This window comes from Sphaerospermopsis sp. FACHB-1094 (assembly GCF_014696195.1).
Taxonomy (GTDB): Bacteria; Cyanobacteriota; Cyanobacteriia; order Cyanobacteriales; family Nostocaceae; genus Sphaerospermopsis; species Sphaerospermopsis kisseleviana.
The window spans coordinates 22,054-46,093 of the sequence record NZ_JACJPT010000002.1 but is presented as its reverse complement, the minus strand read 5'-3'; the positions used below and the strand labels follow the sequence as shown (position 1 = coordinate 46,093).

The 24,040-nt window shown below is 35.7% G+C and carries 15 protein-coding genes; 10 read left to right on the top strand and 5 right to left on the bottom strand.

All coding sequences use genetic code 11. The features are described 5' to 3' along the window. Window positions 1-105 precede the first annotated feature (105 nt). From H6F47_RS00785 to H6F47_RS00770, 4 genes are all read left to right on the top strand, one after another. On the top strand, window positions 106-5,223 hold the full coding sequence (locus H6F47_RS00785) for a helicase SNF2 (protein ID WP_190647302.1): 5,118 nt from the start codon (window positions 106-108) through the stop codon (window positions 5,221-5,223). A gap of 310 nt (window positions 5,224-5,533) precedes the next feature. Continuing rightward, a complete protein-coding gene (locus tag H6F47_RS00780; RefSeq protein WP_096573062.1) occupies window positions 5,534-5,935 on the top strand; it encodes a DNA-binding protein in 402 nt (133 codons plus the stop codon). Window positions 5,936-6,282: 347 nt separating this feature from the next. Beyond that, on the top strand, window positions 6,283-6,762 hold the full coding sequence (locus H6F47_RS00775; RefSeq protein ID WP_236104126.1) for a hypothetical protein: 480 nt from the start codon (window positions 6,283-6,285) through the stop codon (window positions 6,760-6,762). A gap of 90 nt (window positions 6,763-6,852) precedes the next feature. Next, window positions 6,853-7,821 (top strand): DUF4351 domain-containing protein, encoded by a 969-nt coding sequence (locus H6F47_RS00770; RefSeq protein WP_096573063.1) that lies wholly within the window; start codon window positions 6,853-6,855, stop codon window positions 7,819-7,821. 161 nt (window positions 7,822-7,982) lie between these two features. On the opposite strand, the gene H6F47_RS00765 is transcribed toward H6F47_RS00770, so the two are convergent. Then, window positions 7,983-9,212, bottom strand: a complete 1,230-nt coding sequence (locus H6F47_RS00765; RefSeq protein ID WP_096573064.1) for a ParM/StbA family protein — start codon at window positions 9,210-9,212, stop codon at window positions 7,983-7,985. A 99-nt stretch (window positions 9,213-9,311) separates the two neighbouring features. Beyond that, window positions 9,312-9,836, bottom strand: coding sequence for a hypothetical protein (locus H6F47_RS00760; RefSeq protein ID WP_096573065.1), 525 nt, complete (start codon window positions 9,834-9,836; stop codon window positions 9,312-9,314). Window positions 9,837-10,537: 701 nt separating this feature from the next. On the opposite strand from H6F47_RS00760, the gene H6F47_RS00755 reads away from it, so the two are divergent. Continuing rightward, window positions 10,538-10,942 (top strand): plasmid mobilization relaxosome protein MobC, encoded by a 405-nt coding sequence (locus H6F47_RS00755; RefSeq protein ID WP_096573067.1) that lies wholly within the window; start codon window positions 10,538-10,540, stop codon window positions 10,940-10,942. A gap of 202 nt (window positions 10,943-11,144) precedes the next feature. Here H6F47_RS00755 and tnpA read toward each other — a convergent pair whose 3' ends face one another. Further along, on the bottom strand, window positions 11,145-11,546 hold the full coding sequence (gene tnpA / locus H6F47_RS00750) for an IS200/IS605 family transposase (protein ID WP_096573069.1): 402 nt from the start codon (window positions 11,544-11,546) through the stop codon (window positions 11,145-11,147). 79 nt (window positions 11,547-11,625) lie between these two features. Between tnpA and H6F47_RS00745 the strand changes: the two genes are divergently transcribed. Both H6F47_RS00745 and H6F47_RS00740 read left to right on the top strand, forming a co-directional pair. Further along, window positions 11,626-12,897, top strand: a complete 1,272-nt coding sequence (locus tag H6F47_RS00745; RefSeq protein ID WP_096573070.1) for an RNA-guided endonuclease TnpB family protein — start codon at window positions 11,626-11,628, stop codon at window positions 12,895-12,897. An 82-nt stretch (window positions 12,898-12,979) separates the two neighbouring features. After that, window positions 12,980-14,755 carry a relaxase/mobilization nuclease domain-containing protein gene (locus H6F47_RS00740; RefSeq protein ID WP_096573071.1) on the top strand — a complete coding sequence of 592 codons (1,776 nt, stop codon included), beginning with the start codon at window positions 12,980-12,982 and terminating at the stop codon, window positions 14,753-14,755. 73 nt (window positions 14,756-14,828) lie between these two features. Here H6F47_RS00740 and H6F47_RS27565 read toward each other — a convergent pair whose 3' ends face one another. Together H6F47_RS27565 and H6F47_RS00735 are read right to left on the bottom strand one after the other, a co-directional pair. After that, complete coding sequence (locus H6F47_RS27565) at window positions 14,829-15,059, bottom strand: hypothetical protein (RefSeq protein ID WP_137667661.1); 231 nt, start codon at window positions 15,057-15,059, stop codon at window positions 14,829-14,831. After that, window positions 15,037-15,567, bottom strand: coding sequence for a hypothetical protein (locus H6F47_RS00735; protein WP_096573072.1), 531 nt, complete (start codon window positions 15,565-15,567; stop codon window positions 15,037-15,039). The genes H6F47_RS27565 and H6F47_RS00735 overlap by 23 nt, the downstream gene beginning before the upstream one ends. 51 nt (window positions 15,568-15,618) lie before the next feature. Here H6F47_RS00735 and H6F47_RS27660 point away from each other — a divergent pair, with 51 nt between their 5' ends. From H6F47_RS27660 to H6F47_RS00715, 3 genes are all read left to right on the top strand, one after another. Continuing rightward, the gene (locus tag H6F47_RS27660; RefSeq protein ID WP_242027295.1) at window positions 15,619-22,566 is read left to right on the top strand and encodes a hypothetical protein; all 6,948 of its coding nucleotides are present in this window, start codon (window positions 15,619-15,621) and stop codon (window positions 22,564-22,566) included. A gap of 315 nt (window positions 22,567-22,881) precedes the next feature. Further along, window positions 22,882-23,664, top strand: a complete 783-nt coding sequence (locus H6F47_RS00720; RefSeq protein WP_190647300.1) for a hypothetical protein — start codon at window positions 22,882-22,884, stop codon at window positions 23,662-23,664. Window positions 23,665-23,779: 115 nt separating this feature from the next. Further along, complete coding sequence (locus H6F47_RS00715; RefSeq protein ID WP_096573075.1) at window positions 23,780-24,040, top strand: hypothetical protein; 261 nt, start codon at window positions 23,780-23,782, stop codon at window positions 24,038-24,040.

The window sequence follows — 24,040 nt, the reverse complement described above, 5'->3', positions numbered from 1 at the left end:
ATTATTACTGCCTATACCTCACCTGAATGCGAATATACATAACATATTTAAATCGTAACTTTGCGCTATGCGCCCATTACCAAAACTATTTTTTGGTAATGGAATATGTTTACAATCAATTCAACAATAGAATCAGAATTAAAAACCACACCCCAACAAAGATGGGAAAACAACAAAAAGGCAATTATTACCCTGCAAAATCTCAACACCACTCCCACCCAAGAACAACTACAAACACTAGCCAAATTCAACGGATGGGGTTGTTTACCAGAAATATTTAGTTTAAATCCACAAACTAGATGGGTTGCTAAAGCACAAAAAGAATTGCTAACTTTACTGGAACAAAACGAATTTAATAACGCTGCCAGTAGCATATTAAATGCCCATTATACAGAACCTAAAATTATCCGTAGTATTTGGGAAATGCTATCACGCATAGGATTTACAGGAGGCAGAATATTAGAACCAGCTTGCGGTACTGGTTTATTCTTTGGACTCATGCCAGAGGATATCAGGTGTAATTCAAAACTATTTGGAATAGAATTAGATAAAACACCCGCTATCATAGCCAAACATCTATATCCCGAAGCTAAAATCTATAATCAGGGTTTTGAACAAGTCAGCTTCCCAGAAGGATATTTTGATTTGGTATGTGGGAATTTTCCCTTTGGTGACTATGGAGTAAACGACTCAAAATATAACTTTCTCGGAGTCAGCATTCATAACTATTTTCTAGCCAAATCTGCCGACTTAGTGAGAGAAGAAGGGTTAATTGCAGTCATTACTTCTACCTACACTTTAGATGCTCCCAGTTCTCAAAAGTTCCGGGCTTGGTTAGGACAAAAACTAGAACTGGTAACAGCCGTAAGACTTCCTAGTGGAGTATTTAACACCATTGCTAGAACTCAAGTTAGCCCCATTCTGCTAATCTTTCAAAAAGTCAAAAATCCTCGTCATGCTAATACATCAAAATGGATAAATACTCAAGAAGTACAAATTGTTCCTCAAGATTGGGGTAATGAAGGTGAAAAAACTAAAGCTCATCTCAACGAATATTTCTTGAGTGAATTTCAAGGCAGAAGTTTTGATAAATATTATCAAGACCAACTGCGAAAATCTCCCCAATACACACATTTACAACAGAGAATCTATCCTCATGTACATTACTTATTAGGTACACCAAGCATTAATAAACTGTACGGTGAAGGTTTTGCTCTTTTAGATGATGGTAGAGATTTATCTGAAGCACTGTGTAAAATACCTCTAAATGTTAACTACTCTCCTAGAAAAGAAACTGAAGAACTACTGTTAGTTCCACCTGAATTGCAACATATTAAAGAAATGGCTTTTTGTATTCATGAAAACCAAATTTATCAAAGAGCGAAAAGCCATTTAGTTTTAGTAGAAACAGTAGAGAGAAATCGAATTGAGGATTTTTGGCAGCTACGTAGTTGTTTAATAAAAGTCATCAATGCCCAACAAACAGTAAATGATGAGGAATTAACACAACTCCAACAAGAACTAAAAAACAGCTACAACTCATTCATTCGTAAATGGGGGAGAATCAATAGCAAGTACAATCTAATACATCTAGGGAAAGACCCCAACTATTATTTAGTCAGGACTCTAGAAAAGAGCAATTACAAATTAGCTGATATTTTCTCTAAACGAGTCTGTCGTTCATATTCTGCTCCCACAAAAGTTAATTCAGCCCAAGATGCTTTAACCCATTCTCTGAATATTAAAGGTTGCTTAGATTTAGATTATATCTCAGAAATTAGCCACCTGACTCCAGAGGAAATTATTCAACAACTCGATGCTGATAATCTCATCTTTTACAATCCTACTACCCAGAAATGGGAACTCGCGGCTCAATATTTATCTGGTAACGTTTACAGAAAACTGCAAGAAGCGATCGCAGTTAATTTACCAAAAAACATAGAAGCACTTAAAGCAGTTCAACCATTACCAATGCTTCCCGATGCTACAGAAGATATCAAACTTGCTTGTCTAGAAACATCAAATATTGATTGGAATTCTCTCACAGATTCCCAAAAAGATAAAATCTTGAACAAGAAAATTCACATAATGCTAGGTACAAACTGGATTAAACCAGAAATTTACCAGCAGTTTGCGAAAGAGATATTGAAAATAAAAGTAACGATATCTCATATTACTTCATCCAGCACATCTTTTTGGACTGTAGGGGAAAATTCTGACGATATTACAGAATATGGCACAAGTTACATTGACAGTGCCAAACTTCTAGAAAAAGGATTAAATCGTCAAGACCCCAGAATCATTATTTACGCAAGCAAGGATACCATCAATACTGTAGCCTCTAATGAAGCAACAGAAGAAGCCAGAGCTAAATTAGAAGTCATCAAATTTGCTTTTAGAAATTGGATTTGGGAGAATCAACAAAGATGTGTGGATCTGTATACATATTACAACACACAAATTAATGTTTTCTCTGCCCGGAAATATAATGGTAATTACCTCCAGCTTCCAGGTAGTAATCCTCATGTGCAATTAAACTATTGGCAATTAGATGGTGTTTCTAGAATTCTCGAAGAAAATGCCACTTTTCTAGCCCATGATGTAGGACTTGGTAAAACATATACCATGATTGCATCTATTATGGAATGTCGGAGATTGGGATTAGCTAATAAGCCAATGTTAGTTGTGTTGAATGGCACTGAAAAACAAATTGAAGAGAGTTTTAGATATCTCTATCCAATGGCAAACTTATTAGTTCCTGATAAGCTAGATGCCGAAGGTAGAAAAATCTTCACTGCTGCCATTCAAACAGGGGATTTTGATTGCACTATCATTACTCATTCCCAATTCTTCAGTTTAGCATTATCGGAGGATTATCAATTAGCATTTCACAATCAAGAAAAAGAAATTCTCCAAGCTTTCTTGAGAAACGAATCCAACAACAGAATCACCACTAAACAGCTAAAGAAGGCGTTAAAAAGCCTAGAAAGTAAAATTAACAAGGTAACAGCATCAACAAGAAAAGATAATCACATTGATTTTGATAATTTGACAGATATGTTGGTGATAGATGAGATTCATGAATTTAAGAATTTATCTATCATCACCAAAATGTACAACATCAGAGGTATTCCCAATAATTGGAGTCAACGTGCTAGTGATACGTACATGAAGATTCTGCATACTCTGGGAGATATGCTCACAGAAACTTGTTCCCAATTCACAGGAAAAGTAATTGGTGCAACGGGTACAATTCTGTCTAATACTATGGCAGAATTATTTAACTGGATGCGGATGTTTCAACTTCCTAAATTACGAGAATTGGGAATAGAAACTTTCGATGAATGGGCTAGTCAATTTGCAGAACCTACTTCTTCTGCTGAAGTTACTGCGAGTGGTAAATACAAAGTAGTAACTCGGTTTAAGAGTTTCTGCAATATCCAAGCTCTCCGAGGGCTAATGGATCAATTTGTTGACCTCCGCACAAATGATAACATTGGTGATGTTTTAAAACGTCCAAAACCTAAGTTTATTGATGTTGTTGTAGAACCATCTCCAGCACAATTACAATTTCTGAGGGAAGCTCTCAAAAGGGCTGAGAAAATTTACACTCGGCAGGTTGCACCTAGCATTGATAATATGCTGAAGGTAACAACGGATCTCACAAAAGCTGCTTTAACTATGCGCTTATTGGGAGAAACTAAAGAAGCAGATACCAGCAAGTTACATGAGTGTGTTTGGAATAGTTGGCAAATTTGGAAGCTAACAAATAATGTCAAGGGAACTCAGTTAATATTCTGTGATGCTAGTATTCCTAAACCAGATAAATACAGCACTTATTTGTATTTGAAAATGCTGTTTATAGCATTAGGTATTCCAGAATCACAAATTGCCTTTGTTCATGATTTCAACAAATCTAAACGGACTAAACTGTTTGAGTTAGTTGATTCTGGTCAGGTGCGTATTCTACTGGGAAGTACAAAGAAATTAGGTACAGGTTGCAATGTCCACCGTCGCGGATTATGGGCTATACACCACCTAGATGCCCCTTGGCGACCTTCTGACTTAACTCAACGAGAGGGGAGAGGTATTAGACAAGGAAACGGGGAATTAATGGGTTCTACGTTGCCTTTCGTTTGGATATTTAGGTATGTTACAGAACGCCTGGATGCCCTTAGATGGCAAACTTTACAATGGAAGCAGGAAATGACGACTAAATTCCTGAATGGTGAGGATTTGGATAATGTTGAAGATTGTGATCAGGGAGTTTATTCCTATGCTCAAATTAAGTCAATGGCTACAGGAAATTCTCTGTTAATTGAGGAGTCTAATTTGCGTAGTGAGTTGAATTCTCTACTCATTCAACAAAGGAGTCATCAAAGACAACAATTTAGTTTGGGTTGGAATATAGATAACTGGAATCGCAAAATTCAAGATTTAAAACGCAAGATTGAGTTGCTTCAGGAGGACTTGCAAATAATCAAGCCAATGTTAAAGGACATAGAAGCAGCGCAAATTTCTAGACGAATCTCTCTGGAGTGTAAAGAGATTTTCCAGAATCAATATACTTCTGCGAGAAAGGTTGCTAATTATCGAGGATTTGATGTGTATGCTTATTATCGTCCTGGTAATAATAAGTTAGGTATATACATCAAATGTTGTGGAAATGAGTATTATTTCCCCTGGGTGATGAACAACAAAAGAGAAAGTATTGAGTTTCAGCGTTCTCATCCTTTAATCAGTCTTGATGCGTTGATAGATTCATTACCGGAATATCTGCCAAGATTGCACGAAGAATTGGAAAATGCACAAGTTGAAAATGCTAGACTTGAATCTCTTGTAGGACAAGCTTTTCCGCATACAGAAAGGATTGCTGATATTTCCCAACGTTTGCAGGAAATTGATGCTATTTTACAAGAGGATGAAGCTGCTTTAGATGTTTCTGAGGTGTCATCTCATGAGGAGAGTAGTGAAGATAGTGATGATGATTTTTGGTTAGATGATGAAAGGTGTATTCAAGAATGTCACATTCACCCAGGAATAGTAGATAAATTGTTTAGTCGCAGCATTGAAAATATCAAATGGATTAGCGATATTTCTCAAATTGTCAAGACTATCAAACCTATTGATTATCAAACTTCTGCATCTAGCACAATTAACAAAATACATGATTTTCCTAGCAGTATCAATAAAGTAGGGGGTATTCAACTTAGTCTGTTTTGAGATTACTGCTAGAGTTTTAGATTACTTTAAAACTGGGTATTGGGGAACTGCTTCCCCAGTGCCTATTTTTTATTTTTTAAGTGACATAATGAATACTTTAAAAACATTACATAAGTAGTTGTGCAAAATAAATTTTATAGTTAAAAGAAGAAACAGTGAACACAGAATTAAGTTTTACATATACATCAAAAAAGCCTAACTAACGACATATAAATACTGCTTTAATATAGTGACAATATTGATATATCGCTACGCGAAACATTTGTGAAAATCATGAAAATCAAAATTCACTGTATTTCAGGAGATAATTATGCAATCTGTACTTACTTTAATGATAGAAGCTATCTGTGTTACTTTCTTTGTAGCGATGTTTATAGATTTTATTGCTGGGATTTTTCAATTAATACAAGCTACAACATCAGTTATACCGGACAACATATCAATATCAATTCCTAAAGTCAATAAACCAGTTATTGTTCAACCATTACCTGACCCTTGGAACATGAAATTAGAAAATGATATTTCATCTGACGAAACCATGAAAAGTGAAACCATTCCTTTTCCTGTTCCTACACTAAAACTTTTACCACCTGCAAAAGAAATTAAATCAGAACCAAAACGCAGAGGAAGACCAAAAAAGAATAATACAACCCCTACTCCAAAAACTACTTCTACACGCAAACACAAATCACCTGAAAAAGCTGCTGCGTGAACAAACAAAGATAATCAAAAACCTAAACCATAGAATTTTTCAATTTTAATTTATGGTTTAGGTGTCAATCCTTAGCAGATTTCATTATTACAGGGAAAGAAAGGAGAATAAAAAATTAACCTTTAATCTTTCCCTAAATAACTGAATCACTACAAACTTATAAAGAACGCCTGGGGAAAGAGTTCTTTTCATTGACAATAATATTTGTTATGTCTATACTAGGGAATATTAGATTCGCATATTCAAGAATTAAATTCACTCCAGGGATAAAATCATACAGTTTGAATAAATTTATAGCATTATCAAATCTAGTCCATATCATTTAATGATTGAAAACCAGCATAGAAATGCAATTCATCAAAATACAAACTGCTGTAAATATCATCTGGATAACTATGCTAATTATTTGCCCTAAATGCCAAAGTAATAACTCTCGTAAATTATCCCTAGTTTATCAAGAAAATGTCACCCATAGCACTAGCACAGTCAGAGGTTCTATAGGTTCAAAATCTGCTGCTGCTTATAAAAATGAAACTAATACTACATCACTAGGCAAGATAGCAGCACCACCAGAAAAACCAAAATCAAATATTATTTTAATTCTTAAAATCATTTTTCTTACCTGGATAGGTATTATAGTATGTGGTATTTTTAATGCCTTAGTTCTAATTGAATTGTTAATGTTTGTATTTTTCCCAATCTACCTATTTTGGGCAGTAAGAAAAAACATTTTATACTCACGTAAATACCCTAGACTTTATAAAAAGTGGGATAATTCTTTTATGTGCCAGCGTTGTGGAACAATCTTTGAGATTATTGAAAGTTAGAGCATTTTCTAAATCATATTTATTATAAAAAAATTATAAACAGACAAAAATTTGTATATAATATTTTTTATCATGCTCATCTACTAAAAAATGACTGAATTAACAGCTAACTATGATGAATCATGGAAAGAAGCATTAAATGAATATTTTGAAAGCTTCTTATTCTTTTTCTTTCCTCAAATCCATGAATTAATTGATTGGAAAGAATCCCCTCAACCCCTTGACAAAGAACTTCAAGAGATTACAGCTTCATCAGAAACAGAAAAACGCATTGCGGATAAACTTTATAAAGTTTGGTTGTTAGATAAACAACAGATATGGATTTTGATTCACGTTGAAGTTCAAAGTCATTATGATGTTGATTTCGCAGAACGAATGTTTATTTACCACTATCGCGCTTTTGATCTTTACCATAACAAGGTACTTAGCCTAGCGATTTTAGGTGATGATAGACCCAATTGGCGACCTGATTGTTATCATTATTCTATTGGAGATGGTGAAACTCACGTCAAATTTCCTACTGCTAAACTCCTTGATTACGAATCGCGTTGGAATGAGCTAGAATCTAGTAACAATCCCTTTGCTATCATTACGATGGCACACTTGAAGACTAAATCCACAATCAGTAATTTTGCTGAACGGGAAGCGTGTAAATGGAAGTTAATTAGAGAACTTTACGAGCGAGGGTTAACAAAAGAACAAATAGTTAAGCTATTCAAAATCATTGATACAATGATGACTTTACCTAAGCATTTACAAGAAGGATTAATCACTAAAATTAAACGTTTGGAGGAGGAAAGAAAAATGCCCTTAGTTAGCCCAACAGAAAAACTGGCTATGGAACGCGGTGAACAGCAAGGAATACAACAAGGTGAAGAACGGTTAATTATACGACAACTTAATCGGCGATTTGGTGTAATTGCATCCAGCTTAATTGAGCAAATTCATCAACTATCTGTTGAACAGTTAGAATTACTGGGGGAAGCACTTTTGGATTTCTCAACAATAGCTGATCTAGAACAATGGTTACAAAATAAACCAAATTCCGTAGAAGAATAGCAGAAATATTTGATAGAAAGGGAGGAGTTGTATTAGGCGATCGCACGTAGCGCACTGCCAAAGGCAATCGCTACACCCACCGCAGATCGCCTCTCTTAATTTTTAGAGGTTCAATCATTACAATTACCTACCAGTTAAAAAACTCTATTTCATTAACAAATTCAAAGTCTATCTGGCATTTCCAAAAATCCCTTTGGCTTTGGTGAAGGCAGATTAACAACCTTGTTCCCTGAAACAGTAGAACCAGAATTATTAGTTGGAGTATTACTATTTTTAGTAGTTAAATTCGCACTACCAAACAATACTTGATACAAAGCCCATACATCTGCTAATCGCACACCCATCCCTACTTTATCGAGTGCTGGAGGAATTTCTACACCACCATTCCAAATCAATTTCACATTACTGTAATATGCCTCTAATTCTGATCTAAGATACTCCGCAGTACCACCACATAAAATTAATTCATCAATATCACGGGGTATTTCTTGCAATAACCAGCGTACTAATGCTCGAAAATATTCATCCCGACTAATTTGGAGGGCAAAAGACATATCTTGGCCTTCTGCTAAAACCTCAACTTCACTTTTACGTCGTGATAAAGTAGCTAAAACTTCTGGTTTACATTCAGATCCTGCTGCTACTACTGTCGCTATAAGATAAGGATCATCTTTTGACAAACCACTACAACGTCTAACAAAATCATCCAACATCCATGACATCCCAAAGGCATTTGATACCCCTGGAGTTACTGCACCTTTATTAGATATTTGTACAGAAGCATTGCGATATCCCAACATTGCTACCGCAAGGTTGCAATTTTTAATGTTTTTCCCCAAAATATTGCGACGATGTAGATAAATACCAACTCCTTCGGGAACAACATTCAAGTCTACCAACTTGACTCTGATTTCACCAGTAGGTGTATTAAAACGTTTTAAAACCTGTTTTAATTTAGTTTCAAGTCGCTCCTTATCTTGATACTCTGAAGGTGGTAGTAAAACAGCGAGTGAAACCGTGAATTTATTCATCAGTTTTAATTTCTGACTCACAACCCACAAAACACCACAAATTTTTGGTACTGCATTTTCTTCTTTTAACTGCTTGAGTAAGGAATTACCACCATATTTGTTTCTCGCAAGGAAACCAACAGCATAATATTCTTCACCAATACCCACCCAGCAGGTGTTCTCTGGATCTGTTTCTCCAGATTTTGTTTTTTCATAGTTCTCTACTGAAACAACAGATACATCTGCTATTTCTGGTTCCATACAAAGCAACATAGGAAAGTCATTTTTATTAAATACACTTGCAATTGCTTTGGTTTGAGAACCACCTAAATCTATAGCCAGTGTCAAATCTGGAATTACACTATTTGTGGTTTTAGTCATGTTATTACTCCTTTTTCCATCAATGAACCGAAATATATTCTTTGTGATTTAATTTCGTTAATTATGATCCTAAAATTAGGTTTTACTTATTTATGGTGTTTATCCAAATAATGAACGGATATCCTGTCTAATAGCCGTTTGTTCATCTGTTAATTCCATCTGTACTTCTACATCTTCATCCCAAATATCATCTTGTTGGTTAGTTTCTGGAGATTGAGTGACTGTCGTTTTATTAGGAATTCTTTGTTCTATTGGGCTTTGATAACTAGCATAATTCTGTTTTATTACAGAATCGTTTGTAGTCAAAGTGGTACTAAAATTGTCCATCCCTTGAAGAATTATTTTAGCTAAGGATAAATTTAAATTTAACTTAATTTGAATATAATCCCAATGCTTTAAACAATCGATCAATGATGATAAAGTTACTTCCTTTAATAAATCATCATCTACTCCATCTACATTGATATAGGCTAATGGCATAAAACATATTCGTACTGCTTGCCATACTAATTCATCAATATTTTTATAGGAATGGTTGAGCAAATAATTCAACAAAATTCCATCTGAAGTATTTTCTCGAAATTGAAATCTCAGTCTCTTGTCTAAAATTTTTTGCCTTGTCATATATTGCCTCTATTTATTGATAAAGGATTAATATCTACATAACTATTAGTACAAACAACAAAAGTTTTGTTGCTGGCTGGAACACAAATTTATAAAGGATAATAACTATATTGCAATAACTAGCAATGAATTGAAAAGCAACAAATGATATAAGCAAGATATAATTTTTGATATATTTTTGTTTTAGTGAAACCTCATCTAAGTATTATGCTAAAAATATGTTTGAACAGAGAAAAATTCATAAAGGCAAATTCTTAAACCCAATTCATCAATTTTGTATTACAAAAGTAGTAAAATGTATGACGATAATCGCCAAATTACTCAATTTTTTAGATATGGGCAAGTGTAGGCAAAAGTGGGCAAGTGTAGGCAAGTGTAGGCAATTTACAGATAAAATCTTAGTACAAATAAACTAAAAGCAGATTTTTGGATCAAAAATTGTAGGCAAGTGTAGGCAAAAGTGGGCAAGTGTAGGCAATTCTGTTTTTTATGCTGACTTTATCAGTACAGGACTGAATTGACTGCTGGACAAGAGTTTTGACAACTACCATCAAAGTATCAGATGCTACTATTTATTTAACAGTGTAAATTCCCGGTGAAACGCAAGCCATGTTTTGTTTATACGCTCTAGGAGCATATGACATTTAAAAAATAGCCTAACTACAACATTTTTCTTCTGAAACAGTTTTTTGGAGAAAGCCATGAAGTCCAACAAAACTAAGGTAACTAATGGAGTTGCTAAAAAAATTGTATTTCCTATTCGTTTTGCTGCTGATGAGTACGAGCAACTTAAACAAAAAGCAAAAGAAGGCAGAGTGAGTATCACAGAATTTATTCGACGTGCCGCACTTCGACGGCGTGTTGTGGAATTGCCCCCTCCCCCTGAGTTAAATTGGAAGTTGTACACAGAACTAAATGCTATTGGGGTGAATCTTAACCAAATAGCTACAGCAGCAACTAACGCATCAAAAACAGGACAAGCTGTAAATTTTGATGTTGAGCAGCTGCAAAACTTAGTGAAATCCCTGCGTGCATCCATCAAGGAAACACAAATGCAATTGCTGGAGTGCGGGGTGACAGTTGATGAATCAGAAGAAATTATTTGATGGATCACGAAGGCGATTGCGCTTCGCGTACTGCCGAAGGCGATCGCTGTGCCAGTTGCGATCGCTCTAAAATTCACCACATTTTCCCAAATCACAAGAAAATCGCCGAAAGGCACGGAAGCCACTTGGCTTTAGACAGTGGAGGAAGTGCCAACGGCGAATTTATAGAGCCTCCGGCACGCTATCGCGAACGCCTTGATATTTAACCGTGATGCGGATCTTCGATATACCTTTTGATAACGTCTGCTGAAACTTGTCCAGCAGTAGAATAAAAATAACTATTAGTCCATAAACTAGGAAGTTTAAGTAATTCAGGAAATTCTCGCCTTAACAAGCAAGATGACCGTCCTTTAAAAGCTTTAACCACTTGATTTATAGCAACGTCTGGTTGATGTTCTACAAATAAATGAACATGGTCTGGGGCAACTTCAAGAGCGAGTATGTCCCAGTCTTTTTCTTTGGCTAGTTCGTAAATTATCTGTCGAAGACGTTTGGCTATCTCTCCAGTTAACACCTTTTTTCGTCGTTTGGGTATCCACACAAGATGCACTACTGCATTGCCTTTTGAATGATTTCCTATTCTGTATTCCAGCGTTGTCTTCATGTTGTTTCGTGGCTGCTATTGACAAGTAAATCATATCTCAACTATACTTTTGAAATCAACAAACATTGAAGGTCGAACAATGTACGGATGCCAACAAGTTCTCATTAAGTCCGATAAATCAACAACAGCAATCTTGGAGTACGTCTGCACAGAAGCTAAAAAGCTAATAAATTGTGGCGTTTACTATTCTAGGCAGATGTACTTTAAAACTGGACATATTCCCAGTAGAGCAGATTTGCATAAACAACTAGGAACTTATCAGAAAAACATTCATTATCAGGCATTGTATTCTGATACCTCCCAGCAAATACTAACCAGTGTAGCTGAATCTTTTAAATCGTACATTGGGTTAGTAAAAGCTGCGAAAAAGGGTGAGGTTTCCCAGAAACCAAAATTACCCAATTACCGCAAAAGTGTTATGGCTGTAGCTACTTTTACAGGCAGGTCATTAAAGTTAATTGATGGGATGATTAGGTTTCCTTTGGGAATAAAAGTTAAGGCATGGTTTGACATAGATTGTTTTTATCTACCAATGCCATCCAACCTTGATTTCAAGTCAATCAGAGAAGTACGCATTCTACCTAGAAATAGACAATTTTATGCAGAATTTGTCTATCAGGTAGATGAAGTAAAATCTGATGTTGATAAAAATAATGTTTTGGGGATTGACCACGGTTTGAATAACTGGCTAACCTGTGTTTCTAATCTAGGAACATCATTTATTGTTGATGGACTTCATTTAAAAAGTTTAAACCAGTGGTACAACAAATCAGTAGCTAAACTTAAAAGTGATAAACCGCAGGGCTTTTGGTCTAACAGATTAGCTGCTATTACCGAAAAAAGAAACCGACAAATGCGTGATGCAGTTAACAAAGCTGCAAGAATAGTCATTAACCGCTGCATTGAAAACAAGATTGGTACTATTGTTTTTGGATGGAATAAAGGACAAAAAGATAGTATTGATTTGGGGTCTAAAAACAATCAGAAGTTTGTCCAAATTCCCACAGCAAGATTAAAAGACCGTCTTACTCAATTATGTAAACAATACGGAATAGATTTTATAGAAACAGAAGAATCATATACTTCTCAATCATCGTTTCTTGATTGCGACAACATACCTAAATTCGGTGAAAAACCCGAAGGGTGGAAAGCAAGTGGTAAACGAGTTAGTCGTGGAGTGTATAAAACTTCTGATGGATTCAAAATTAATGCGGACTGCAATGGTGCTGCTAATATTTTGAGAAAAGTAGCGGTAATGCTAGGAGTTGATCTTAGCGGAATCAGTAGAGGCTGTTTAAGCCAGCCTAAGAAAGTTCGTTTATGGACTCTTCAGAAATCTCCGTGTCTTTAGACCGGAGAAGCTTAATATCCCAACAAAGTATTCAGCTAACCCCTAAATAACCCGTCGTAGACATTGCTGAGAGGAGTCCCCTTTGATTGGCAAGCAGTTTAAAAATCACAGCTTTCGCTCAACCCTAGAATATGTGCTGGGTAAGGAGAAAGCCACTATGATCGACAGCAATATGGGTGGAACTACACCCATACAACTAACTAGAGAATTTGGTGCAGCCAGAAGATTTCGCCCCAATCTCCAACGTGCTTGCGCTCATGTCATTCTTTCTATTCCTCACCGTGATGTATGCCATAACAAAGGGGAATATCATGAACATTTGGAGGATGAGCAATACACAAAAATTGCCCAGCATTGGCTCAAGGCCATGAAATTCTTGGGAGAGGAATTAAATCAAAGCCAGTACGTTGTTGCTCGTCACCATGACACCAACCACGAACACATTCATATCATTGCTTCGCGTATCCGTATGAATGGCTCAGTTGTACCAGATTCCTGGGATTATCGCCGCAGTGAGGTGATATTACGACAATTGGAGAAAGAGTACGGTTTGGAAGAGGTGTCTTGTAGTAGTGATAGGGTGGCTAAAACAGTAGAGAAAATTGGAATTGAAACAACTATTAGCGATCGCCACGCCCAAACGCAAAAACAGAAACACCACTCTTCCAATCAACCACCTATTACCCAACTGTTAGCTGACATCATTGATGAAGCTACGAAGGACCAACCAAATGTTACCCAATTGATACAGAGACTTCAGCAACAAGGTGTTGTGGTTCATCCTCAGTTTAGTACCGAGGGTTTGTTTAAAGAGGCGATCGCTTTCGAGATGAATGGTGTCAAAGTTGGTGGGTATAAATTAGGGTCAGCATACAGCTTTCCAGGACTTCAGAAAAAACGAGGTGTATCTTATAACCCTGAACGGGACTTACCAGCAATATATTCTTGTCAGGGCAAAAAACAGGTTGAAATGCCAACACCTGCTATAGAAACAACGGTAACAATATTGTCCCCAGAGGAAGAAATACCATTAACCTATAAAACTACGCATAAACAAGAAACTACTTCAGAAATTAGTGCGGTGCAGAAATCTTCACTAGAACTACCGGAGGTAATCAGTTCCCTCACAGCAGACATATCACAATCAGAATTACATCAAGCTATTACTACACCAGAGGCTAAAAATAATACAAATGAGGGTAGTCAAGCACTAATCGAAGTTGAGGAGGCGAATAGTCAAAATGCAGTAACAGAAGCGACAGGAGAACAACCACCTTCCTTACAGAACGCTACGCAAACAGTAATGGCGAAACGCCCACATCTAGCGATCGCGCGGAGCGCACTGCCGGAGGCGATCGCTCAAAATGCAGTAACGGAGATAATAACGGAACGCCAAGTTGTGGCTAAACACCGGCTTTCAGCGATCGCTTCTAGTAAACCTGCAAAAAATACTCTGGACACTAAGAATAGAAGCAAGGTTTCTGTAGACAACCCAGATTCCGGTCAGGAAAGTAATGCAATACCTTCCAACACACCTTTGTTGAGCGCACACCAATCGGTTAATCGCTCACAAAATCACGCTAACAGCATCAGCCCAACTATCAGGTTTTTTTGGCAACAAGCAGGACAACCAGAAACATATTCAGGAAAATACTACGACCTTCAACTAGAGAAAGACATTCTCAAACTAAAACGCAAAAATGGGGAAGAAATTGCAGAAATTTACCTCTATGATGACGCTAAAGGTAAAGATAAAGGGTTGACAGATGAAGATTTGATGATATTGGAAAGACTGAAAATGCTACTGTTAACCCACAACCGACAAGAAGAACAAGAAAATAACAGAGAATTGGAGTAAAGACAGTTATATCAAAAATGGTTTTGATTTATATCAAACGATATAAAGCAACAAACAAAAACTACCTCCAATTCTACTTTTTTTTACTAGCAACATCAGTGAAATAACTTTTAGAATCAAATCTGAGGAAACTATTAGTAGTTATAGCGATCGCCCATGTTAGGACATCAATCAATTGATGATAAAACCCAAATAACAAAAGACTTTTCACACTGTCACCTGTCACCTGTTCCTTGTGACATCCTGTAACAGTGATGTATAAATTACCAAATTGGCAAATTTCAATACCGTGTTTCTGGTTCAAAAGGCAAGGTATCAACATCTTCAAAATTACGCAAATCTATTTCCATCTGCTTCCTCCTTTGTAAATAGGTTTTGTTGTTTGAAATAATTGCTTGCATTTGCTGTTCACCAAAATTTATGCCCTGTTCCGCATATCGAGCCGACAATTCATTGTAATTATCAACTTCAATTTTTTTACGGCTTTCCATTTCTGCTAATGATTCAGCACTGATACCAATACTATGAGCATATTTCACATACTCTGGTTTCAAAGAACCATCAACATTAAATTGCTGCTTTTCTTCTTCTGTAAAGAAATCGTAGGCAGTATAATTTATCCCAGATTCAGGGTCAGTTTCATCTAATTGTTTAAGTTGTTCATATTCAGATTTAAATCCTTGCCCATGTTCAGTAATATAATCATTATCAAATCCATAAGAATGCAATTGCTCAATGTATTTAGATTTTAAAGTACCGTCAGGATTGACTTTCTCTAGATACATATTTAACCAACGCTGTAATCGTGACATATCTAATAACTCCAACAAACAATCTATTGTAAATGATAAACAAATCAAATCATGACATTAGAATTTAAACATTTTGATACTCGATTAAACCAGTGGATTCATACAGATGGTAATGCCAAAAACTCTGATTCAATTTTAACTGAAAAACTAGATAATACACTTTTAGAATTCTTCTTACCAGAGAGAGATTTTTCCTTTGGACAAATGGATGAACACTGCACCGCAGAAGACTTAAAAAACCACCCAAATGGCGATGTGTTACTGTTTTCATCCAAAACTAGGCTACTCTACGGTTCACCAGAATGTTTAGAGATTATTGAAAAACTTTGTCCAGATAGAAAAGACCGTGGTGCTTACGGTTCTATTTTTTTAGGATCATGCAAAAATGCCATCCATGAAAGACTCAATATTTTAGTAGTAGATGACGCTAATGGAGAAAATGGAGGGATTTTACCAAATGATGTGGCATATAAATCTGTAGGTGACTGCTACGGGCAAATTTCAACTGAACTATATGACAAAATAACTAAAAGAAACGAACAAAAAGATAAAAGCTTCCGTGTAATACAACACCGCTTTGGCTGGAGAGAAACTGATGGAGAAGACACTAAATACCGTTTTGGTAAAGGCACACTTCGCCCTCATAAACTAGAAAGATTACCGTGGGTGAAAAATACACCCAAAATTGACCTCATCATCCCCATATCTAGCTTTAAGGGAACGGATAAAGATAACCCATCCACACCAATTAAACCGCAAATCAAACCAGGTTTATATAATCAAACTATTTGGTTGGGTGAAAAATCACAGTCTCAAAAAGGTAAAACTGCCATTTCTCAACTACTAGCTTCTTTCCCTCAAGGTATAAAAGACTTTGCGGAAGAATTAGAAAAGCAAGCACAAGAACTTGCAGAAATTCAGAAAGACCCTAGAAAAGTCGCACAGCTATATTGCGAAAAATACGAAAAACGTAAAGCATTTATTGGACAACAAAAACCAGAACAATTAGAAAATGAAACGCCAGATAAACCAGTAGAATTATATAACGATAATCCTAATTCAGATGATTTACAAGAAGATAGTGAATCTCAACAAGATGATTTGTTGATGTACAAAATTATCAAAGCAGATTTACTTGGTCATGCTCAACTTTTAGAAACTGAGAAAGTTAAACAAGAACTTACGCGATTTGTACAAAATGAATGGCGAGATATTGCCCTTGGTCGTGTTCTTACCTTTGACCGGGGAATGATTATTCCCTCCAAAGAACTTAAAAATGGTGAAATTTGTGTCCCTTGGATGATAGAAGGTGAAAAAATCCTGAATTTTCGCTCACCTTTTTTAAATGCCAATGGTTTGTGTGTTTCTATCAACAAACAGGTTGAAGATTACCTGGGACCAGATGGCAACCCACTAGAAGGAATTATCGTGGTCAACGATGAAGACCACAAACGCATCCAAGCTAGAATTGAAGCCCTAAAAGCACAAGGTATTGAAACTGAAGAATTAGACCCAATAGAAACAGAATCAGAACGTCAAGGTCGAGATTTTGATGGTGACTGTATTGGTGTAGAGTTAGCAAATAAATATCCTAATTTTACTGCCGAAGCCGAATATAAAAACTTGCCTGAAAATGCTTATGATCCCACAGTTAAACTGAAAAAGCAATCTTTTTACAGAGAAGATGGTACACAACCTGAATTTGAAGAAATCGCTATTCACATGAGTGATGGTATCAGTGTTGGTATTATCAATAATCATGTGACAGCATTGGAAGCTTTAGAATCAGAAATAGAAATTTTAATCAACTATGGTAATTACCAACAACAAACCGAATATTTAAACCAAGTTGCTAATCATTATAAAAAATTATTCCATTTAGAAAGTGATAAAACTAATTCTCAAAAAATTAGGCAAGACTACAGAGAACAGATGCAAGAGTTTCTTAAACTAGCATCCGTTCAAGATAAAAGTCCTGAAGTAATAGAACAGGCAATGTTAGTTAACCAGAATATGTACCGACAAATGATTGAGGAAGCTTGTTTCCAAAATCAAATTGCGGTGGATTTATTCAAAAGTGCCAAAAAGCCTGATATGGAGGTAATAGCTGAAAACAAACGCTATCTTTATCGAGATGTTAATTATATTAAAGATAAAAAATCTTCATCTGCTTACTTGAATGAAGGTATTAATACTACTGGATATTCACCAGTGGAGTTACTAATTAACCAAGTTAATAAATACTTTGAATCATCTCCTTTAGAATCACGTCCTATTATCCAATTTCAAGATTTATTTAAAGGTGTAGAATTTACTCCTCAGCAAAAATTTCAAGCTATTTTAAATAAGCAAGAATTTGATGAAAAATTTAATGCTGCTACCAGATTAAATAAACGTCGAGAAACTGAACAAGGTTCTTATGCTGTTGTTAAAACAAGCAGTGGTACAGAAATCACCATTACTAATCTCACTCGCTACGAACATCCGGGAATTTGGAAAGGTTCAACACTCAACATCCGTTTAGAAGAAATACCAGAAAAATATCGGTCTTCGCAACGTCCCCATAATTTATTAGCAATAGCACAAATTGATGGAGAAACAGAAAATGGAGAAGCTAAATATGAGAAGTTGGGAACAGTTAGTCAACAATCTGTAATTGACTATAATTTAAAACCGGGAATGACTACTCAGGGAGCGACATTAGTTGAACTTAAACCTGAATTGAGAGAAAGTCAAATCAAGTTACTGTTTCAAGAAGCTTATGCTGTTGCTGAAAATTTCTATAATTTATTTCCTGAAGACCAAAAATTAGCAGTTGCAGCTGCAACGTGGAGTATATCAGCTTCCCGACAAGATGAATTAGAACAAGGTGATAATTCTAGTTTCAATTCTCGAAAGAAGGTTTCTAATTTTGTATTTGCAACTTTTGGTAAAGAAATAGTTGGTCAATTAGATGAGTTACAATTTTCACAACTCAAGGTTTTAGGAATTGGTAAGGAAGGAGATAATTTTATTGGCAAAGAATGGAATCCACAAGAAAAATATGAGATAGAAATACGCGCTAGTCGCTATTCTCCAGGACATGAAAGACATAATTCTAGATTGGTTTTTGTCAAAGATAATGATGGAGAATACAAAGAATTTGCTGTTTTGGAACAAAGAACAGGCCAGTTACCAATTGGTACTCAAGCACAAGCATATATTAAACCAGGTGAAGCTTATACAGCTACAGCAACTATTAATTTACCATCACAATCACCAATCAACATTACTATCAGAGAAATTAGTAAATTTTCTCACGCAGGTAAGACTTTCAATGGTGAAGCAGTTACACTCACTATTGGTAATTTACCCATTCCTGTTAACACAGCTAAAATTAAATTGGATGGTCAAACATTAGGAGAACTGGATGCTGATTCAATTCAAGAATTAAGAAAGATAAATTATTTATCTAATGGTAATCCGCTACAACTTAAATTAAAATCTATTGGTGATAGTCAAAATGAAGGTGGTTTTATTATTGCTGAATCACCTCATGGGAATTTATTAAAAATTAATAAGATTAATGTTTATGATTTCAAAGGTCAAGTTTTTACTGGAGAAGAATATAAAAGCGTTAGTTTAGAAGTACCAACCAGTAAAAATAGAGATGCTGTTTTTCTTGATGGAGAGTTATTAGGAGTTCTGCACTATAAAAAAGATAAGGAAGCACTACAAAGTTTAGGATTACTTAAACACGGTCAACAAGGTTCTGTTAATTGTTCTTTACAAAGCAATTTTTCTCACACTTTTATTAATATTGAACCCAGTACAGTACAATATCCAGAAATTTGGACAAAGGAAGCTCAAGCTTTTCAGGATAACTCTCAATTAAATACAGTAACGAAACAAGAGATAATGGTGGAAAATAGTGGTTTGTTACTGGAGAAAATCAAAAAGCGTCCCACAATCTTATTTTCGGCTAAGGAAGATCAGGTACTTGGTTTAATAGGGATGACGGTAGATAACTATAAAACAGAATTAGTACAAAATTGGTTGCAAGCTAAAAATATTGAATTTAATATTTTACCTGGACAAGATGTACTACTAGAGACTAAAAAAGGGATGTCTGTATTTTACTTGGTTAGCAATACAATTATAAATGATGATTTAGATGCTTTGAAGGCAAAGTTTGGAGAAATATTAAGTGCTGACGGGACAAATAGTGCTTACAATCAACGCCTTAATTCTCTTCCTAATAGACCATATATAATAGGTGAACAAATAGATAAAGTTCAAGAATCATCTACAACAATAATTCCTGTTACAGTTACACCCGAAGAAACCATTTTAATTTGTGAAAATCAACAACAGATATCCGCAGTAGCTGAGATATTACCTGTTAATAACACTATTAAACAAAACATTCTGGAAATACAAACAGGAATAATTGTACAGCAAGTAAATTGTCAGAAGAAAATGGGGGCAGGACTAGCTGCGGCGATCGCCCAAAAGTGGCCGATAGTTAAACAAGAATATTTGAAAAAAGGAGATTGGCAATTAGGAGATGTGCAGTTTGTACAAGTATCGTCATCAAAAGCAGGTGAACTAATAGTAGCAAATGTAGCTGGTCAGTATAATTATGGTACCAGTGTCAGACAAACTAATTTTGAAGCATTAAAACAAGGACTTAATCAAGTAAATCAGTATGCTACTAATAACAATCTAGCTATTTATATTCCAGAGCGATTAGGTTCGGGATTAGCTGGAGGTAAAACAGAGCAAGAGAAAGAAGAAACTTGGAAAACAGTACAAACAATCATTGCTGAAACTGTACCTAATGCCACTATCGTATCTAAACATGAAGAAAAGGATGTTGTGATTTCGGGTAAACCTGTGCAAATGGTGTTTCCTCTGAAAATGCACGGTGAACCCAATCCTTTACCAGTCAGCACTACTATTGATGCTATGCGCGGATATGGTAGATGTCATACAACCAGGACTTATGAACCGTACAAAGCTTATGGGTTTAAAGAGGGAGATATTGCGATCGCCTCCGGCGGGCGTTCCGCCATCGCCAAATCTAGTTCCCAACAAGTTGCCTTTCGAGTAGGTAAACAATACCGCATCACCCCAGAAATGATTGCAGATCCAGCATATCAGCAACAATGGGCAGCAATGGAAAAACACAGCAGTCGAGAACTCACTACCTTTAGGGATAAACCGGAAGTGTGGGGACTGAACATGGAACCACTGGGAGATTATGTTAACGGTAAAATCGTACCTTTTCCCAGCGCAAAACTTGAACAGTCATTAGTTACACCTGCTATACCACCACCTTTATCTACAACTACACCCCTGGCATCTGTTATTAATTCTCCAGTGAATATCGGTTCTCGAAGTTCTGACCCTCTAGGTGCGGCTATGACTAATCCTACTGTTAAAGCCAAAGAATTAGGCAAAATTCAAGGGGAGTATCCTGTATCTTTCCGTGATAACGCCGCAGTAACCGCCGGCAAATATGGACCAGAAACTTATACCCAAGATAAACCTGCTGGAGTTCCTTTTGTCTCTGCTGAACAAGCTTATCAACACTACAAAACTACAGTACCCTTGGGAGAACCACGAATACAGTTAATGGCAGAAATTATTCAAGCTAAGTTAGAACAACACCCCAAGTTGTTTGCAGCCATCACCCAAAGGGGAGGTGTGGAATGGCTGGAAAACTGTACTCACTATGTCACTTCTGCCAGAGATAACTACTGGGAAGGCAAGGGTAAAGAATCTCCGTTTATTCGTGCTTTGATTGAGGGATATTCTAGGGTGTTGGAAAACTCTCAAACTATTACTCAAGTATCCTCGGAATTGCAATCCAAGGAAGATGTAAAAACAGTTACTACACCGCAACCTAGAGATTTTGGCCAAGAAATTATTACTTCTCCCAAAACTTCTAACCCACTTGCTAATCTCCAACCCCTGAATGCTGCTGTAGCAACACATATGCAAAAAGATATAGCAATGGCTGAAGTAGCTACTCAATTCATTGGTATATCTACTGCACCACCTGAAACACCCTCTAGCACCCGCAATTATCAACAAGCTTGGGGCGATCGCGCAAATACAGGTGTTTACTCAGCCAATGACACAATTATGGTTTCAGGTTCTGGTCCTTGGAGGGGTGTTACTCAACAACAAATTCTGGAAACTTTCAATAAACATTATGTACCACTGATTGATCAGGCGATCGCCTCTAACAGTTCCTTTGTAGTGGGTAATGCTGCTGGTACTGACAAACTGGTAAAACAACATTTAGAAACACAGGGGTATAAGTTGGAAGCTATTAAGGATGGGTACACACGCGCAGTCAAACTGGAACAAGATACTACGCTTACTAACCAACAACCACAATCTTTTTCACAAACTACTTCAGAAGTATCTTCTTCAGTAACTAAACAACCATTATCTGTAGAATCATCTGACAAAATAAATTCGCCTAACTCTAAACCCATTTCTTTATCAAACATTGTTCAAAAAGAGGCTGCTGATACCAGTTTTTATCATAAAGAAACAACTATAGAACAATTAAGAACTTGGTATTTAACTGCACAAAAATTAGGTAAGTCAGCAGAATATATTCAGCGAATTGCCGAAGTTGGTAATGAGTTTAAATCAGGTAGAGGATTAACAGATAAAGCACGTTTAGCAATGAATAATGATTTTCAAGAATTACATTCTATTAATCGCATCACACAAATCGCTCAACGAATAGGAGATGTATTTGGCAGTCGGCAAGAAAACGGGGAAATTATAGTACAAGGTAAAGAATACTTAATTACCATCAATAATTCCCAAAAGGATTTAAGGATTAATAAAAAAGATGGAACTGTTTTACTAGATATTCAATTAGGACAAATCAAGGAGAGTAAAGTATCGGCTGAAGTTATTGATGTATTTGAGGAGATAAATCAAAACATCAATCAATCTTTAGCATCTGTCAAAAATCAGTATCTTCAAGTTTAATATTTTAGGACTTACGCACAGGGTACGAAAAATATGACTTTGAGATTGCTTCGGAGTGGTCGTAATGACGAAAATATGTTAATCTTGCGTAAGTCCTATATTTATCAAATTCAATTTTTTTTATTTGCACAAAACACCAAAGTATGTAAACTAAACTTCAATTTCAGATTGCGTTTTTTACAATACATCTTTAAACTATAGCTGTAGCCAAGGTAATTAAGACATTATCAATTATGGAAACATAAAAATAATAAGGTATTTCACTATTGCCTTCTGCTATAACAACCCACCTAATCAATTCATTAGCATAAATTTATGACAAATAACCCCCTAGCTATACTCACTGAAGAATCAAATAAAATATCACCTGATATTTCACCTACTAAAACTGCTTATATGTTAAGCCAACTTCTTGAATATGTTGGTTACGATGAATCAGAATCTATTCCAGTAACAGAAACAGTGAGTATTGAAGAACAAAACGATGCTATCAAAACATTGGCATCTATTATTGCTAGTCTTAATTCTGGAAGAACAGTAGAAGAATCCATTTTAATAGAATTTGAACCAGACGAAATCCAGTTAGAAAATCCAGAGTTTATTCCTGAATCACCAATAACTTTCGTAGATGATTTAACTGTAAATAAAACAACGGAAAAACAAGATAATTTCACTCAAATCAATTATGATTCGATCATAGTTTTAGAAGATGAACAAGAAGAAAACCAAGCAAAAATATATGAGGAAGATATTATGTTGTATGTTATTCCTCTGATAATGGCAAGGTTAATGAACGAAGGAAGTTTATTAGAAGATAGTGAATATGGAGAAATGAGAGTTTATCAATCGGATGAATTTACTGCTTCACTACAAGTTACACCTACAGAGGAGCAAATTTTAATTTTGAAAAGGAAGCAACATTTATATTTTGAAAACGAAGTTGCTTTAAATGCTACTAAAAAAACAAATTATGCCCAATTTCAAGTTACTACAAATCAATTAACAGAGGCAGAGTTAGAAAAGTTTAAATTGATAGCATTAATGGAATACAATCAAAGTAATGAATTTAATAAAAAAGAACAAGAATTAGGAGATTAATAGAATTTAAGTTTAGACTAAATCGGTGATGTTCAAGAAAAAAAGGGAGTCTGATTGAATACAGTCTCTTTTTGGCAGAAGCTAAGAGAAGAATCACCTAGTTTTACTCGCCAATATGAAACGTACTTTCTTAGAAGAATTTTGTCAAGCTGCCTACAAGTATTTAGGTATAGGTAAAGACACTACCTTTGAATTGACAGATGCGATATTGCTATGCAATTTTAAACCACTCACTAAGTCCCCTCAAGGAATTACCACTAACACCACCATAAGAAGCGATTGCGCGGAGCGCAGTGCCAAAGGCAATCGCTTTATCATCAAAGATAAACATCTTTTCTTGTCAGTGTACTGCAACCGATTTGTTAGGCTGCTATAA

Bases quoted from the DNA above. Each gene is read 5' to 3' on its own strand.
- H6F47_RS00760 (WP_096573065.1), bottom strand. From the start codon at position 9,836: ATGACAAGGCAAAAAATTTTAGACAAGAGACTGAGATTTCAATTTCGA.
- H6F47_RS00770 (WP_096573063.1), top strand. From the start codon at position 6,853: ATGACTGAATTAACAGCTAACTATGATGAATCATGGAAAGAAGCATTA.
- H6F47_RS00720 (WP_190647300.1), top strand. From the start codon at position 22,882: ATGACAAATAACCCCCTAGCTATACTCACTGAAGAATCAAATAAAATA.
- H6F47_RS00735 (WP_096573072.1), bottom strand. From the start codon at position 15,567: ATGTCACGATTACAGCGTTGGTTAAATATGTATCTAGAGAAAGTCAAT.
- H6F47_RS00785 (WP_190647302.1), top strand. From the start codon at position 106: ATGTTTACAATCAATTCAACAATAGAATCAGAATTAAAAACCACACCC.
- H6F47_RS00765 (WP_096573064.1), bottom strand. From the start codon at position 9,212: ATGACTAAAACCACAAATAGTGTAATTCCAGATTTGACACTGGCTATA.
- H6F47_RS00755 (WP_096573067.1), top strand. From the start codon at position 10,538: ATGAAGTCCAACAAAACTAAGGTAACTAATGGAGTTGCTAAAAAAATT.
- H6F47_RS27660 (WP_242027295.1), top strand. From the start codon at position 15,619: ATGACATTAGAATTTAAACATTTTGATACTCGATTAAACCAGTGGATT.
- H6F47_RS00715 (WP_096573075.1), top strand. From the start codon at position 23,780: ATGAAACGTACTTTCTTAGAAGAATTTTGTCAAGCTGCCTACAAGTAT.
- tnpA (WP_096573069.1), bottom strand. From the start codon at position 11,546: ATGAAGACAACGCTGGAATACAGAATAGGAAATCATTCAAAAGGCAAT.
- H6F47_RS00775 (WP_236104126.1), top strand. From the start codon at position 6,283: ATGCAATTCATCAAAATACAAACTGCTGTAAATATCATCTGGATAACT.
- H6F47_RS00745 (WP_096573070.1), top strand. From the start codon at position 11,626: ATGTACGGATGCCAACAAGTTCTCATTAAGTCCGATAAATCAACAACA.
- H6F47_RS00780 (WP_096573062.1), top strand. From the start codon at position 5,534: ATGCAATCTGTACTTACTTTAATGATAGAAGCTATCTGTGTTACTTTC.